This window comes from Synechococcus sp. MU1643 (assembly GCF_020514095.1).
Classification (GTDB): domain Bacteria; phylum Cyanobacteriota; class Cyanobacteriia; order PCC-6307; family Cyanobiaceae; genus Parasynechococcus.
The window spans coordinates 46,620-62,730 of the sequence record NZ_VTKY01000004.1 but is presented as its reverse complement, the minus strand read 5'-3'; the positions used below and the strand labels follow the sequence as shown (position 1 = coordinate 62,730).

General features: G+C 61.1%; 11 protein-coding genes. 10 read left to right on the top strand and 1 reads right to left on the bottom strand.

Going from position 1 to position 16,111, the window contains the following annotated elements; all coding sequences use genetic code 11:
- The first annotated feature begins 12 nt into the window (after positions 1–12).
- A complete protein-coding gene (rpiA, locus tag FZX09_RS07815) occupies positions 13–732 on the top strand; it encodes a ribose-5-phosphate isomerase RpiA (protein ID WP_226401789.1) in 720 nt (239 codons plus the stop codon).
- On the opposite strand, the gene hisD is transcribed toward rpiA, so the two are convergent.
- Positions 725–2,032 carry a histidinol dehydrogenase gene (gene hisD / locus FZX09_RS07810; protein ID WP_226401787.1) on the bottom strand — a complete coding sequence of 436 codons (1,308 nt, stop codon included), beginning with the start codon at positions 2,030–2,032 and terminating at the stop codon, positions 725–727. The genes rpiA and hisD overlap by 8 nt on opposite strands.
- A gap of 107 nt (positions 2,033–2,139) precedes the next feature.
- Between hisD and rpsT the strand changes: the two genes are divergently transcribed.
- The 9 genes from rpsT to FZX09_RS11915 all read left to right on the top strand — a co-directional run bounded on the left by rpsT (position 2,140) and on the right by FZX09_RS11915 (position 16,099).
- On the top strand, positions 2,140–2,436 hold the full coding sequence (gene rpsT, locus FZX09_RS07805) for a 30S ribosomal protein S20 (protein ID WP_226401785.1): 297 nt from the start codon (positions 2,140–2,142) through the stop codon (positions 2,434–2,436).
- 48 nt (positions 2,437–2,484) lie between these two features.
- On the top strand, positions 2,485–3,273 hold the full coding sequence (locus FZX09_RS07800; protein WP_226401783.1) for a TatD family hydrolase: 789 nt from the start codon (positions 2,485–2,487) through the stop codon (positions 3,271–3,273).
- Positions 3,274–3,553: 280 nt separating this feature from the next.
- On the top strand, positions 3,554–6,847 hold the full coding sequence (gene rpoB, locus FZX09_RS07795) for a DNA-directed RNA polymerase subunit beta (protein ID WP_226401781.1): 3,294 nt from the start codon (positions 3,554–3,556) through the stop codon (positions 6,845–6,847).
- 48 nt (positions 6,848–6,895) lie between these two features.
- Positions 6,896–8,800: a DNA-directed RNA polymerase subunit gamma gene (locus FZX09_RS07790; RefSeq protein WP_226401779.1), complete on the top strand. Its 1,905-nt coding sequence runs from the start codon at positions 6,896–6,898 to the stop codon at positions 8,798–8,800.
- A 46-nt stretch (positions 8,801–8,846) separates the two neighbouring features.
- The gene (locus FZX09_RS07785) at positions 8,847–12,935 is read left to right on the top strand and encodes a DNA-directed RNA polymerase subunit beta' (RefSeq protein ID WP_226401777.1); all 4,089 of its coding nucleotides are present in this window, start codon (positions 8,847–8,849) and stop codon (positions 12,933–12,935) included.
- Between the two features lie 35 nt (positions 12,936–12,970).
- The gene (locus FZX09_RS07780; RefSeq protein WP_006850847.1) at positions 12,971–13,123 is read left to right on the top strand and encodes a hypothetical protein; all 153 of its coding nucleotides are present in this window, start codon (positions 12,971–12,973) and stop codon (positions 13,121–13,123) included.
- Entirely contained in the window at positions 13,120–14,178 is a 1,059-nt protein-coding gene (gene rlmN, locus FZX09_RS07775; protein ID WP_226401776.1) for a 23S rRNA (adenine(2503)-C(2))-methyltransferase RlmN, read from the top strand. The genes FZX09_RS07780 and rlmN overlap by 4 nt, the downstream gene beginning before the upstream one ends.
- A 10-nt stretch (positions 14,179–14,188) precedes the next feature.
- Positions 14,189–15,943, top strand: a complete 1,755-nt coding sequence (locus tag FZX09_RS07770; RefSeq protein ID WP_226401775.1) for a sodium:solute symporter family protein — start codon at positions 14,189–14,191, stop codon at positions 15,941–15,943.
- 30 nt (positions 15,944–15,973) lie between these two features.
- The gene (locus tag FZX09_RS11915; RefSeq protein WP_255444647.1) at positions 15,974–16,099 is read left to right on the top strand and encodes a hypothetical protein; all 126 of its coding nucleotides are present in this window, start codon (positions 15,974–15,976) and stop codon (positions 16,097–16,099) included.
- The last annotated feature ends 12 nt before the right edge of the window (positions 16,100–16,111 follow it).

Below are 16,111 nucleotides of genomic sequence, written 5' to 3'. Positions count from 1 at the left end.
GGACGTGACCTGATGGCTGATCTTCAGACCCAGATGAAACAGGCGGTGGCTGACGCCGCTGTTGAACAGATCAAGGACGGCATGGTGCTGGGCCTAGGATCAGGTTCCACCGCAGCGTTGATGATTCAGGGCCTAGGGGCCAAGCTCGCCAGCGGCGAACTTAAAGACATCGTTGGTGTGACCACCTCCTTTCAAGGAGAGGTGCTGGCCGCGGAGCTCAACATCCCACTGCTCAGCCTCAACGCCGTCAGCCGGATTGATTTAGCCATCGATGGTGCCGACGAAGTCGACCCTGGCTTCCAATTGATCAAGGGCGGCGGCGCTTGCCACGTGCAGGAAAAACTCGTGGCGGCACGGGCGGATCGTTTTGTTGTGGTAGTGGACTCCACCAAACTGGTGGACCGTCTCAACCTCGGTTTTCTGCTGCCGGTGGAAGTGCTGCCAGGGGCCTGGCGCCAAGTGAAGCAGCAGCTGGAAGCCCTCGGATGCAGCGCTGAGCTACGCATGGCCCAGCGCAAGGCCGGTCCTGTGGTTACCGATCAGGGCAACCTTGTGCTGGATGCCAAACTTGAAGGTGGTATTGCCGATCCAGTGGCTTTGGAACAGATCATCAACAACATCCCCGGTGTGTTGGAGAACGGCCTGTTCGTCAACATTACCGATGAGGTGTTGGTCGGCGAGATTGCCGATGGCGTGGCGGGTGTCCGCAGCCTGGAGCAGCGCCTCAGCTGAGGCGCCGCCGCACTGATTCAGCGTGGCTGTGCAGGCCTTCACTGGTGGCCAGCTCCTGCAAAGCTGAACCAGTTGCTTCCAGCGCAGCCCGGTTGAAACCGATCAGCGATGTGTGACGCATGAAGGTCTCAACGCTCAGGGCCCCGCTGAAGCGCGCAGCTCCACAGGTCGGCAGTGTGTGGTTTGGGCCTGCCAGGTAATCCCCCACAGCTTCTGGGGACCAGGGACCCAGGAAAATGGCTCCGGCGTTCTGAATGCGATCCGCTAGAGGTTCGGGCCGCTCCACCAGCAGCTCCAGGTGTTCGGGGGCGAAGCTGTCGCTTAGGCGGGCACAGCTCTCGAGGTCGTCGCAGACCACCACCAGCCCCCAGTCCCGCAGAGCGGCTTCGCAGATCTCCTGGCGGGGGTGATTGGCCAGTTGTTCGGCCACCGCAGAGTTGATCCCGTCGGCCAATGCAGGGTCGGTGGTGATCAGCACCGCCGCCGCCAGGGGGTCGTGCTCCGCCTGCGCCAACAGATCCGCCGCCACCTGGTCGGGCTTAGCGGAGTGGTCCGCGATCACCAGAACTTCGCTTGGTCCCGCCAGGGAATCGATTGCCACCTGGCCGTACACCGCCTGCTTCGCCAGGGTCACGTAAAGGTTGCCGGGGCCACTAATCACATTCACCTTGGGCACGCTTTCGCTGCCATAGGCCATGGCGGCGACAGCCTGGGCACCTCCGAGGCGGAACACCGTTTTCACTCCGGCGAGGTGGGCCGCTGCCAGCACCACGGGGCTAACTGCACCACTCCGTCCTGCGGGGGAGCAGATCACCACGTCCTTCACGCCGGCGACCCGAGCTGGCACCGCATTCATCAGCACGGTGCTGGGGTAGGCCGCGCGTCCTCCGGGCACGTACAGACCTGCCCGCTCTACCGGTCGCCAGCGGCGCCCGAGCTGTTCGCCGTGGGGGCCCGTTACCGCTAGATCGGCGGGACGTTGGCGTTGGTGGAAGTCGGTGATGCGGCGATGGGCCAGCTCCAAGGCGTCCCGCAGGTTGGTCGGCAGCGAATTCCAGGCATGTTCGAGGGCCTCGGGGGAAACCGCCATCGGTTCTGGACGGAAGCCATCGAACCGTTCGGTGAAATCGGCAATGGCCGCATCGCCGCGGTCGCGAACCGCCGCAAGAATGGTTTCAACCCGCTCACGGGCTTCACCTTGCTGGATTTGTGTGGTGCGGCTACATAACCGTTGCAGTTCTGTCTGGGCCTGTTCCAGATCCCGCACGATGCGAAGGGGAGCAACGGCCGGTTGGCTCACAGACAAAGGGACGGTGGGAGATTTCGGTCAAGTTAGGACTCCACAACGCAGGGAAGGGGTCCTATCAAGGAGTAACATGTTGGATTGTTCGCAACGTTGAAGCCTCAGTGGCCAATAACAAGTCAGCCAAGAAGCGGATTGAGATTGCTGAGCGCAACCGTCTGCGCAACCGCACCTACAAGTCGTCGATGCGCACCCTGATGAAGCGCTGCTTCGCCGCTTGTGATGCCTACAGCGTGACCCCTGGTGATGAAGCCAAGGCCAGCGTGCAGATCTATATGCGTGCCGCCTTCAGCAAGATTGACAAGGCCGTGAAAGTTGGTGTGCTGCACCGCAACAACGGTGCCAATCAGAAGTCCCGCCTCAGCGCGGCCGTGCGCAAGGTACTCGAGCCCGCCAGCTGATTCGGTTCCAACCGGCAGAATGGGCCGAAAGCGCGTTTCGGCCCAGCTGTGTCCCCCACCCCGACGTTGATTGACAGCCACTGTCACATCGTCTTTCGCAACTTTGATGACGACCTCGATGAGGTGGCCTCACGCTGGCGTGAGGCTGGGGTTGGTGCTCTGCTGCACGCCTGCGTTGAACCCTCTGAAATTCCGGCGATCCGCGCCTTGGCTGATCGGTTTCCGGAGATGCGTTATTCCGTCGGCGTCCATCCACTGGACACCGAGCATTGGAGGGATGACACGGTGGCTGTGCTGCGTCGGGCGGCCCTCGAGGACGATCGGGTGGTCGCTATCGGTGAACTCGGACTCGATCTGTTCCGTGACAAGAATCTGGAGGAGCAGCTTGCTGTGCTGCGTCCTCAATTGGATCTAGCGGTGGAGTTGAACCTGCCGGTGATCATTCACTGCCGGGATGCAGCCGAGCCGATGCTGGAGGAACTGCGGGCCCGCAAGGCGCAGGGCAGTTGCCCTGGAGGGGTGATGCACTGCTGGGGCGGCACCCCTGATGAAATGCACCACTTTCTCGATCTCGGTTTCTACATCAGCTTCAGTGGCACTGTCACCTTCCCCAAGGCGGAGCCCACCCACGACTGTGCCCGTCAGGTGCCGGAGGATCGTTTCCTGGTGGAAACAGATTGCCCTTTTCTGGCCCCTGTGCCCCGCCGCGGCAAGCGCAACGAGCCGGCCTTTGTGGCCTCCGTTGCAACGCGGGTGGCCGAGCTCCGCGGCGTGGATCTCGACAGCGTGGCCTGCAGTAGCACCTCCAACGCCCGGCGTTTGTTCGGACTCCCTTAACTGGGGTTTCGGGAGAGTCGAGTCCATATGTAAGATGTTGTATTGGCTGGCCAGGCGCAGGAATTTCTCTTGTGCGTGGTGCCTGAAGCGTCCATTTCCTTCCGGTGCATTTGTCGTCGTCAGCTGATCTGACCCGCGATTTCTGAACAGCAGCAGCGGCGCTGACGGTTCCGTACTGGAAACCGTCAGTGCCGCTGCTGTGTCGAATCGTCTTGTCGGGTGAGCTTTTGCCGCCAATCCAGTCCTCCCCAGTCCCTTCGTCCTCTCTGCCGGTCCCCGCATGAGCAGCAGCGCGATTCAGGTCGCCAAGACCGCCACCTACCTCCCTGATCTGGTGGAGGTGCAGCGGGCCAGCTTTAAGTGGTTTTTGGATCAAGGTCTGATCGAGGAGCTGGAAAGCTTCTCTCCGATCACGGATTACACCGGCAAGCTGGAGCTGCACTTCATCGGTAGCGAGTACCGGCTAAAGCGCCCCCGCCATGATGTGGAAGAGGCCAAGCGTCGCGATGCGACCTTCGCTTCTCAGATGTATGTGACCTGCCGCCTGGTCAATAAGGAGACCGGTGAGATCAAGGAGCAGGAGGTGTTCATCGGCGAATTGCCGCTGATGACCGAGCGCGGCACGTTCATCATCAACGGCGCTGAGCGCGTGATCGTGAACCAGATCGTGCGTAGCCCGGGTGTCTATTTCAAAGATGAAATGGACAAGAATGGTCGGCGCACCTACAACGCCAGCGTCATCCCCAACCGGGGTGCCTGGCTGAAGTTTGAGACAGATAAGAACGACTTGCTCCACGTTCGTGTGGACAAGACCCGCAAGATCAACGCGCACGTGCTCATGCGTGCCATGGGTCTGTCTGACAACGACGTGCTCGACAAGCTGCGTCACCCCGAGTTTTATAAGAAGTCGATTGATGCCGCGAACGACGAGGGCATCAGCTCGGAAGACCAGGCGCTGCTTGAGCTTTACAAGAAACTGCGTCCAGGTGAACCCCCCTCAGTGAGTGGTGGTCAGCAGCTGCTGCAGACCCGTTTTTTCGATCCCAAGCGCTACGACCTCGGTCGGGTCGGCCGCTACAAGATCAACAAGAAGCTGCGTCTCACCATCCCCGACACGGTGCGCACCCTCACCCATGAGGACGTGCTCTCCACTCTCGATTACCTGATCAACCTGGAGCTTGATGTCGGCGGCGCCAGCCTCGATGACATCGACCACCTCGGCAACCGCCGCGTGCGTTCCGTGGGTGAACTCCTGCAGAACCAGGTTCGTGTGGGTCTGAACCGTCTCGAGAGGATCATCAAGGAACGGATGACCGTTGGAGAAACCGATTCGCTGACCCCAGCACAGTTGGTCAATCCCAAGCCTCTCGTGGCAGCGATCAAGGAGTTCTTCGGCTCCAGCCAGCTGAGCCAGTTCATGGACCAGACGAACCCTCTGGCTGAGCTCACCCACAAGCGCCGCATCTCGGCTCTTGGACCTGGTGGTCTCACCCGTGAGCGTGCAGGCTTCGCCGTGCGTGACATTCACCCCTCCCACTACGGCCGTCTCTGCCCGATTGAGACGCCGGAAGGTCCCAACGCCGGTCTGATCAACTCCCTGGCCACCCACGCCCGGGTCAACGAGTACGGCTTCATCGAAACTCCGTTCTGGAAGGTCGAGAACGGTGTCGTCCTGAAGGATGGCGATCCGATCTACCTGTCTGCAGACCGGGAAGACGAAGTGCGCGTTGCCCCTGGTGATGTGGCCACCGAGGACGACGGCAGGATCACAGCCGATCTGATTCCTGTGCGTTACCGCCAGGATTTCGAGAAGGTCCCTCCTGAGCAGGTCGACTACGTCGCCCTCTCACCGGTGCAGGTGATTTCCGTGGCAACGTCCCTAATCCCCTTCCTGGAGCACGACGACGCCAACCGCGCCCTGATGGGCTCAAACATGCAGCGTCAGGCTGTGCCGTTGCTGCGTCCCGAGCGTGCCCTGGTGGGTACCGGCCTGGAAACCCAGGTGGCCCGCGACTCCGGCATGGTGCCGATTTCCCGGGTGAATGGCACTGTCACCTATGTGGATGCCAATGCCATCGTTGTTCAGGACGAGGACGGCAACGACCACACCCACTTCCTGCAGAAGTATCAGCGCTCCAACCAGGACACCTGCCTGAACCAGCGCCCGATCGTTCGCTGTGGCGATCCGGTGATCGTCGGTCAGGTGATGGCGGATGGCTCGGCCTGTGAAGGCGGTGAGATCGCCCTGGGTCAGAACGTTCTGATCGCTTACATGCCCTGGGAGGGTTACAACTACGAGGACGCGCTGCTGGTCAGCGAGCGTCTGGTCACTGACGACCTCTACACATCGGTTCACATCGAGAAGTACGAGATCGAAGCGCGTCAGACCAAGCTCGGACCCGAGGAAATTACCCGCGAGATTCCCAACGTCGCTGAGGAAAGTCTCGGCAACCTCGACGAGATGGGCATCATCCGCGTTGGTGCTTTCGTTGAAAGCGGCGACATCCTCGTTGGCAAGGTGACGCCCAAGGGCGAATCTGATCAGCCACCTGAAGAAAAGCTGCTTCGCGCGATCTTTGGTGAGAAGGCCCGCGATGTGCGCGACAACTCCTTGCGTGTGCCCGGCACCGAGCGTGGCCGCGTTGTGGATGTGCGCATCTACACCCGTGAACAGGGTGATGAGCTGCCCCCCGGCGCGAACATGGTGGTGCGGGTTTATGTGGCCCAGCGCCGCAAGATCCAGGTCGGCGACAAGATGGCCGGCCGCCACGGCAACAAAGGCATCATCAGCCGCATCCTTCCCCGGGAGGACATGCCCTATCTGCCCGACGGCACCCCGGTCGACATCGTGCTCAATCCCCTGGGTGTGCCGAGCCGGATGAATGTGGGTCAGGTGTTCGAGTTGCTGATGGGTTGGGCGGCGTCCAACCTGGATTGCCGCGTGCGCATCGTTCCCTTTGATGAGATGTACGGGGCTGAGAAGTCCCAGCAGACCGTCGAGACCTTCCTCAAGGAAGCCGCCAAGCAGCCCGGCAAGGGTTGGGTGTACGACCCTGAGGATCCCGGCAAGCTGCAGTTGCGTGATGGTCGTACCGGTCTGCCCTTCGATCAGCCCGTGGCCGTGGGCTATTCCCACTTCCTCAAGCTGGTTCACCTGGTGGACGACAAGATCCACGCCCGTTCCACTGGCCCCTACTCCTTGGTCACCCAGCAGCCCCTGGGCGGTAAGGCACAGCAAGGCGGTCAGCGTCTGGGTGAGATGGAGGTGTGGGCACTTGAGGCCTATGGCGCCGCTTACACCCTGCAGGAACTGCTCACGGTCAAGTCCGACGACATGCAGGGCCGCAACGAGGCCCTCAACGCCATCGTCAAAGGCAAGCCGATCCCCCGCCCCGGTACGCCGGAATCCTTCAAGGTGCTGATGCGCGAGCTTCAGTCCCTGGGTCTAGACATCGCCGTCTACACCGATGAAGGCAAGGAAGTGGACCTGATGCAGGACGTGAACCCACGTCGCAGCACCCCCAGTAGGCCCACCTACGAATCCCTCGGCGTCGCGGATTACGACGAGGACTGACGGATCAACGAACGAACCGATTCCCCGCTCCTTCTTCCTTAACCGTCAATGACCAACAGCAACCTCCGCACCGAGAACCACTTCGATTACGTCAAAATCACCCTCGCATCACCCGATCGGGTGATGGAGTGGGGACAGCGCACCCTGCCCAACGGCCAGGTTGTCGGTGAGGTCACCAAGCCGGAGACCATCAACTACCGCACCCTCAAGCCCGAGATGGATGGGCTGTTCTGCGAAAAGATTTTTGGCCCTTCCAAAGACTGGGAATGCCATTGCGGTAAGTACAAACGGGTGCGTCACCGGGGCATCGTTTGTGAACGCTGCGGTGTGGAGGTCACCGAGAGCCGCGTGCGTCGTCACCGCATGGGCTTCATCAAGCTGGCTGCACCGGTCTCCCACGTCTGGTACCTGAAGGGGATCCCCAGCTACGTGGCCATCCTGCTGGATATGCCCCTGCGGGATGTGGAGCAGATCGTTTACTTCAACTGCTACGTGGTGCTGGATCCCGGCGACCACAAGGACCTGAAGTACAAGCAGCTGCTCACGGAAGACGAATGGCTGGAAATTGAAGACGAGATTTACGCCGAAGATTCCGAGATCGAGAACGAGCCCGTGGTAGGCATCGGTGCTGAGGCCCTCAAGCAACTGCTGGAAGATCTCACCCTCGATGAAGTGGCTGAGCAGCTGCGTGAGGAGATCAACGGCAGTAAGGGTCAGAAGCGCGCCAAGTTGATCAAGCGTCTGCGCGTGATCGACAACTTCATCGCTACCAACGCCCGTCCCGAGTGGATGGTGCTGGATGTGATCCCGGTGATTCCGCCTGATCTTCGTCCGATGGTCCAGCTCGATGGCGGTCGCTTTGCCACCAGTGATCTCAACGATCTCTACCGGCGGGTGATCAACCGCAACAACCGTCTGGCGAGGCTCCAGGAAATCCTGGCCCCTGAAATCATCGTCCGCAACGAGAAGCGGATGCTGCAGGAGGCCGTCGATGCCCTGATCGACAACGGCCGTCGGGGTCGCACCGTGGTAGGTGCCAACAACCGTCCGCTCAAGTCACTGAGCGACATCATCGAAGGCAAGCAGGGCCGCTTCCGTCAGAACCTGTTGGGTAAACGGGTCGACTACTCCGGTCGTTCCGTGATCGTGGTGGGTCCGAAGTTGAAGATGCACCAGTGCGGTCTGCCTAAGGAGATGGCGATCGAACTGTTCCAGCCCTTCGTGATCCACCGCCTGATCCGCCAGAACATTGTTAACAACATCAAGGCTGCCAAGAAGCTGATCCAGCGTGCCGACGATGAAGTGATGCAGGTGCTGCAGGAGGTGATCGACGGTCACCCGATCCTGCTGAACCGTGCTCCAACCCTGCACCGTCTCGGCATCCAGGCCTTCGAACCCAAGTTGGTGGATGGCCGCGCCATTCAGCTGCACCCCCTGGTCTGTCCAGCGTTCAACGCTGACTTTGACGGTGACCAGATGGCCGTTCACGTGCCTCTGGCCATCGAGGCTCAGACCGAAGCACGCATGCTGATGTTGGCCAGCAACAACATACTGTCGCCCGCCACAGGCGAGCCGATCATCACTCCGTCTCAGGACATGGTGCTCGGCTCCTACTACCTGACAGCGCTTCAACCCGGTGCCACCAAGCCCGACTTCGGCGATCGCAGCTGCACCTTCGCGGGTCTGGAGGATGTCATCCATGCCTTCGAAGACACCCGTATTGGGCTGCATGATTGGGTTTGGGTCCGCTTCAACGGTGAAGTTCAGGACGATGAAGAGCTGGATGCGCCCAGCAAGAGCGAATCCCTCAGCGATGGCACGCGAATCGAAGAGTGGAGCTTCCGTCGCGATCGCTTCGATGAAGACGGTTCCTTGATAAGTCGCTACATCCTCACCACGGTGGGCCGCGTAGTGATGAATCACACAATTATCGACGCGGTGGCCGCCGCCTGAATCGAGCCAGACGCCCTTTTCTTCCATTCCTGATCCGCGCGCAGCCATGACCTCGTCCTCGAAATCCCGAAAGTCCAAATCCAGCAAAGCTTCCAAGGCCGCCAAGGAAGTTCCTGTGAGCGCATCGCGTCCGCTCTCGAAGACCCCGCCACCGTTCCGCAATCAGATCATTGACAAGCGGGCCCTCAAACAGCTCGTTGCTTGGTCTTACAAAAACCACGGCACGGCGGTGACTTCGTCTATGGCCGACAACCTCAAGGATCTCGGCTTCAAGTACGCCACCCAGGCGGCTGTTTCGATCTCCGTCGACGACCTCAAGGTTCCAGAGGCCAAGAAGGATCTGCTCGGCCAGGCCGAGGAGCAGATTACGGCTACCGAAGAGCGTTATCGCTTGGGTGAAATCACCGAGGTGGAGCGTCACACCAAGGTGATCGACACCTGGACCGAGACCAACGAGCGTTTGGTCGATGCCGTCAAAAAGAATTTTGACGAGAACGCACCGCTGAACTCGGTGTGGATGATGGCCAACTCCGGCGCCCGGGGCAACATGTCCCAGGTGCGTCAGCTGGTGGGCATGCGCGGCCTGATGGCCAACCCGCAGGGCGAAATCATTGACCTTCCGATCCGCACCAACTTCCGTGAGGGTCTGACGGTTACCGAGTACGTCATCTCCTCATACGGCGCCCGGAAGGGTCTGGTGGATACGGCGCTGCGAACCGCTGACTCGGGCTACCTCACCCGTCGTCTGGTGGACGTTGCCCAGGATGTGATCGTCCGCGAGGACGATTGCGGCACGACCCGTCACATCGTGGTGGACGCCGAGGACGGCAAATTCGGCAGCCGGCTTGTGGGTCGCCTGACCGCCGCCCAAGTGGTGAATGCCGATGGTGAGGTGCTGGCCGAGCGCGACACCGAAATCGATCCGCCGCTGTCCAAGGCCTTTGAGGCCGCTGGCGTGAAGGCCGTGAGTGTGCGTTCGCCTCTCACCTGCGAAGCCAACCGTTCCGTTTGCCGTAAGTGCTATGGCTGGGCACTGGCTCACAACGAACTGGTCGACCTGGGCGAAGCCGTCGGCATCATCGCGGCCCAGTCGATCGGTGAGCCTGGAACCCAGCTCACCATGCGGACCTTCCACACCGGTGGTGTGTCCACCGCTGAAACCGGTGTCGTCCGCTCCAAAGTGGCTGGCACCGTAGAATTCGGTAGCAAGGCGAGGGTGCGTCCCTACCGCACCCCCCATGGTGTGAACGCTCAACAGGCTGAGGTTGATTTCAACCTCACGATCAAGCCGTCCGGCAAGGGCAAGGCTCAGAAGATCGAGATCACCAACGGCTCTCTGCTGTTTGTCGACAACGGTGCTGACATCGATGCCGACGTCACGGTGGCCCAGATCGCTGCTGGTGCGGTCAAGAAGAGTGTGGAGAAGGCCACCAAGGATGTGATCTGCGACCTCGCCGGTCAGGTGCGTTACGAGGAGGCGATCCAGCCCCGTGAGGTCACCGACCGCCAGGGCAACATCACCCTGAAGGCCCAGCGCCTCGGCCGGATGTGGGTGCTGTCGGGTGATGTGTACAACCTGCCGCCCAACGCCCAGCCTGTGGTCAGCGGTGAAACTCAGGTCACTGAGGGTCAGGTGTTGGCCGAAGCCAGCCAGCGCAGTGAGTACGGCGGTGAAGTCCGCCTGCGCGACTCCATCGGCGATTCCCGCGAGGTGCAGATCGTCACCACGGCGATGACCCTCAAGGACTTCAAACTCCTGGAGGAGTCGACCCACTCCGGTGAGATCTGGAATCTCGAGGCCAAGGACGGAACCCGTTACCGCCTCAACACCATTCCCGGCAGCAAGATCGGTTCCGGTGAGGTCATCGCTGAACTGGCGGATGATCGTTTCCGCACCGGTACAGGTGGCCTCGTGAAGTTTGCCCCTGGTTTGGCAATCAAGAAGGCCCGTTCCGCCAAGAACGGTTACGAGGTCAACAAAGGCGGCACCTTGCTGTGGATCCCCCAGGAGACCCACGAAATCAACAAGGACATTTCCCTGTTGATGATCACCGATGGTCAGTGGATCGAGGCTGGCACCGAGGTGGTTAAAGACATCTTCAGCCAGAACGCGGGTATCGTCACCGTCACCCAGAAGAACGACATTCTGCGCGAAATCATCGTCCGCAGTGGTGAGTTCCATCTCTGCACCGATGCCAAGGCGTTGGAGCGCTTCGAGGGGGATGGACAGATGGTCAATCCCGGTGAGGACGTCGCCAAGGGATTGTCTGTCGACACGATGAAGTACGTGCAGACGGTGGAGACCCCTGAAGGCAAGGGGATCCTGCTGCGTCCCGTTGAGGAGTACACCATTCCCAACGAGGCCCAGCTGCCTGAGCTGTCCCACGTGAAGCAGGCCAATGGCCCTCACCTCGGCATCAAGGCCACTCAGCGTCTGGCGTTCAAGGACAACGAACTGATCAAGTCCGTTGAAGGTGTGGAGCTGCTTAAGACCCAGCTGCTGCTCGAGACCTTCGACACCACCCCGCAGATGACGGTGGATGTGGAGAAGGCCCCCGACAAGCGGGCCAAGACCATTTCCCGTCTGCGTCTTGTGATCCTCGAGTCGATCCTGGTGCGTCGTGACACCATGTCCGACTCCAGCCACGGCTCAACCCATACCGAGCTGCAGGTCGAAGATGGCGTATCAGTGAAGGCTGGCGATGTCGTCGCTACCACGCAGATCCTCTGCAAGCAGGCAGGTCTGGCGCAGTTGCCGGAAGCCACCGAAGCTGACCCGGTGCGTCGGATGATCGTGGAACGCCCCGAAGACACCACTACCCTGAGCACCACTGGCAAGCCTGTGGTGAGCGTCGGTCAGCGGATTGTCGATGGCGATGCCCTTGCTGAGGGCGAGACCGCCAGCTGCTGTGGTGAGATCGAGGCTGTTAGCGGCAACAGCGTCACCCTGCGCCTGGGACGTCCCTACATGGTGTCTCCCGATTCAGTCCTGCACGTGCGGGATGGAGATCTGGTGCAGCGAGGTGACGGCCTAGCCCTGCTGGTGTTCGAACGCCAAAAGACCGGTGACATCGTTCAGGGTCTGCCACGAATTGAGGAATTGCTGGAGGCCCGGCGCCCCCGTGAATCCGCAATTCTCTGCAAGAAGCCCGGCACCGTTGAGATCAAGCAGGGTGAAGACGACGACTCCCTCGCCGTCAACGTGATCGAATCCGATGACGCCATCGGTGAATACCCGATCCTGCTCGGCCGCAACATCATGGTGAGCGATGGCCAGCAGGTCACTGCCGGTGAATTGCTGACCGATGGCCCGATCAATCCCCACGAGTTGCTCGAGTGCTATTTCGAGGATCTGCGCAGCCGCAAGCCTCTGATGGATGCCGCTCAAGAGGCGATCGCCAACCTGCAGCACCGTCTGGTGACTGAGGTTCAAAACGTCTACAAGTCCCAGGGCGTCTCGATTGACGACAAGCACATCGAAGTGATCGTCCGTCAGATGACCAGCAAGGTGCGGATCGAGGATGCCGGTGACACCACCTTGTTGCCGGGTGAGCTGATCGAACTGCGTCAGGTGGAAGACACCAACCAGGCCATGGCGATCACCGGTGGTGCTCCCGCCGAGTTCACCCCGGTTCTGCTGGGTATCACCAAGGCGTCGCTCAACACCGACAGCTTCATCTCCGCCGCCTCCTTCCAGGAGACAACCCGGGTGCTCACCGAAGCCGCAATCGAGGGCAAGAGCGACTGGCTGCGCGGTCTCAAGGAGAACGTGATCATCGGTCGCCTGATTCCTGCAGGTACTGGCTTCAGTGGCTTTGAAGAGGAGCTACAGAAGGAGGCTGGCCCCCACCCCGACATCCTTTCAGAGGATCCGGCCGGCTACCGCCGCATGCAGAACCTGCGTCCCGACTACACCGTCGACATGCCCCCTGCGGCTAGCGCCAGTGCGGTGCTGGATGACCCCAGTGACGCCGACCTCGAGGCCACCCGCACCCGCCACAACATCGACCCCTCGGCGAGCAATTTCGCCGCGTTTACCCGTCCGGACGCCGACAATGAGCTGAAGGAAGAGCAGGTGGTCGATGCTGAAGCCGTTGAGGGTCTTCAGGAAGAGGGCCTGCTCTCTGACGAATGAGTTCCGCTCAAACGTTCACCATTGCAGCCCCTTCCATGCTTGAGCCCACTGAGATTCCCAAGAGACGCCTGCCCAAATATGGGTTCCACACCCATACAGAGCGGCTGAATGGACGTTTGGCCATGCTTGGCTTCATTGCCTTGATGGCGGTGGAGATCAAGCTGGGCCATGGTCTGCTGATCTGGTGACCCAGGCTCTGCTGGGTCGCAGCGCGGCCGAGCTGCAGGACTGGGCCGTCGCCCAGGGGCAAAAGCCGTTTCGCGGCCGTCAGCTCCATGACTGGATTTATGCCAAGGGGGCTCGATCCTTGGCCGAAATCACGGTTTTCCCCAAGACCTGGCGTGCCTCCTTGTTGGAGGACGGCATTGATGTTGGCCGACTGAAGGAAGTGCATCGTTCGGTGGCCACGGATGCCACAACCAAATTGCTGCTCTCCACAGAGGACGGCGAAACCATTGAAACCGTGGGTATCCCCACCGACCAACGGCTCACCGTCTGTGTGTCCAGCCAGGTGGGTTGTCCCATGGCCTGCCGTTTTTGCGCCACAGGCAAAGGGGGCCTGCAGCGTTCACTCCAGACCCATGAAATCGTGGATCAGGTGCTGAGTGTGCGTGAGGCGATGGACCGTCGTCCCTCCCACATCGTGTTCATGGGTATGGGCGAGCCCCTGCTTAACAGCAGCGCTGTCCTGGAGGCGATTCGCTGCCTTAATGATGACCTTGGTATCGGCCAAAGGCGCATTACCGTCAGCACGGTGGGTGTTCCGAAAACCCTGCCGCAACTGGCAGAGCTGGCCATGCAGCGGTTAGGCCGCGCCCAGTTCACCCTGGCGGTGAGTCTCCATGCCCCCAACCAGCGGCTGCGCGAGGAGCTGATTCCCACAGCCCATGCCTACCCCTATGACGCCCTGCTTGAGGATTGCCGTCACTATCTGGACGTGACCGGTCGGCGGGTGAGTTTTGAGTACATCCTTCTGGGTGAACTCAATGATCAGCCAGAGCACGCCGCAGAGCTGGCGGATCGAGTTGGCGGTTTCCAGAGTCACGTGAACCTGATCGCCTACAACCCGATTGAGGAGGAGGAGTTCAAGCGACCGACGCCGCAGCGGATTGAGGCGTTTCGTCGTGTTCTGGAGCGACGCGGTGTCGCCGTGAGTCTGAGGGCAAGCCGGGGGCTGGATCAAAATGCGGCTTGCGGTCAGCTCCGGCGTCAGCAGATGGCTCCCAATTCATCGGGGAACTAAAGGTCTGCGAATGACAGCAATCGATTGGCTGCTTCTCGCTTCTTACCTCGTTCTAACCCTGGTGTTGGGGTTGTGGCTGGCCCGCCGCAACAGCGGCGAAGCGGATTATTTCGTGGCTGGCCGTCGTCTGAACGGTTGGTTGGCCGGCGCCTCGATGGCGGCGACCACCTTCTCTATCGACACGCCGCTCTACGTCGCCGGCCTGGTGGGTGCCCGCGGCCTGGCGGGCAACTGGGAGTGGTGGAGTTTTGGTTTGGCCCATGTGGCGATGGCGGTTGTCTTCGCACCCCTCTGGCGCCGCAGCGGTGTGCTCACCGACGCCGCCTTTACCGAGTTGCGCTATGGCGGAGCGGCGGCGGCTTGGTTGCGCGGTATCAAGGCTTTCCTGTTGGCCGTGCCGGTGAACTGCATCGGCATCGGGTATGCCTTCCTCGCCCTCCGCAAGGTGGTGGAAGCCCTGGGTCTGGTGTCGGGTCAACCCGCTGCACTGGGACTGACGGACACGGTCTGGTTGTTGATGGTCGTGGCCCTGCTCGTGATGAGTTACACCGTGGCCGGTGGGCTCTGGGCTGTTGTGGTGACCGATCTGGTCCAGCTCGTCTTGGCGTTGGCAGGTGCCGTGGCCGTGGCCGCGGCTGCGCTCCATGCCGCAGGAGGGATGACGGCGCTGTTGGAGCAACTGCAGGCGCTGCAGCGTCCAGAGCTGCTGTCTCTGGTGCCCTGGACCTGGGATGACTCGGGCTTCCGCTGGTTGCAGGGCAGTGGCATCAGCATCCCGATGTTCACGGCCTACATCGCTGTGCAGTGGTGGAGTTTCCGTCGTAGCGATGGTGGCGGCGAGTTCATCCAGCGGATGCTGGCAACCCGTGATGAGCATCAGGCCAGGCTGGCGGGTTGGGTGTTTCTGGTGGTGAATTACCTCCTGCGCAGCTGGCTCTGGATCGTGGTCGCCTTGGCGGCCCTGGTGCTGTTGCCAGCTGGCGCTGATCTGGAGCTCGGCTATCCCACCCTGGCCGTGCAACTGCTGCCCCCCGTGGCGCTTGGCCTGGTGGTGATTTCCCTGGTGGCGGCGTTCATGAGCACCGTGAGCACCTCGGTGAACTGGGGAGCCAGCTACCTCACTCACGACCTCTATCAGCGCTTTGTTCGACCCTCCGCCGGTCCGCGCGAGCTGTTGTTGGTGGGACAACTCACCACGGTTCTGCTGCTTGTTCTTGGGGTGATCACCGCTTTGATTAGCGACAGCATCGGCACGGTGTTTCGGCTGGTGATCGCCATCGGGTCCGGCCCAGGTGTGGTTCTGGTGCTGCGCTGGTTCTGGTGGCGCGTTAACGCCGCAGCGGAGCTGTCGGCGATGCTCTGCGGGTTTTTCGTTGGGGTGTTCACCTCGGTGGTGCCCCTGGTTCGGATCGAGGATTATGGGGTTCGTATTGCGGTGATCACCGGCCTCTCAGCTCTGGTCTGGTTGGCGGTGATGCTGAGCACACCTCCGGAATCCGACGCTGTCTTGGAGCGGTTTGTGCGGACGGTGCGTCCTCCGGGCCCCGGTTGGTCACACCTGCGCCAGCGCTTCGGTGTCATGCCGATGGAGTCTCTGCCCGCCATGCTGCGGCGCTTTGTGCTGGCCTGCGGTGTGCTGTTCGGCGGTCTGCTCGGCACCGGAGGATTCCTGTTGCATCAACAGTGGACTGGTTGGATCGGTCTGTCGGTGCTGATCCTCTCGATCTGGCAGCTGAGGCGGCGTGTCGATGCAGTGCCGTCTTGAGCAGAATGGCGCCTTGATTGGCGTGTTCCGGTGTCGTTTTTTCGTTCCACACTTCTGCCGGCTCTGATTGTTCTCCTGTTTGCCCTGGCGTTGGTGGCCGTGAGTGCCCGCATCTGGCTTCCCGGTGACATGCTGGCTCCAGCTCCCATGGGTTGAGCCCTGGAATGG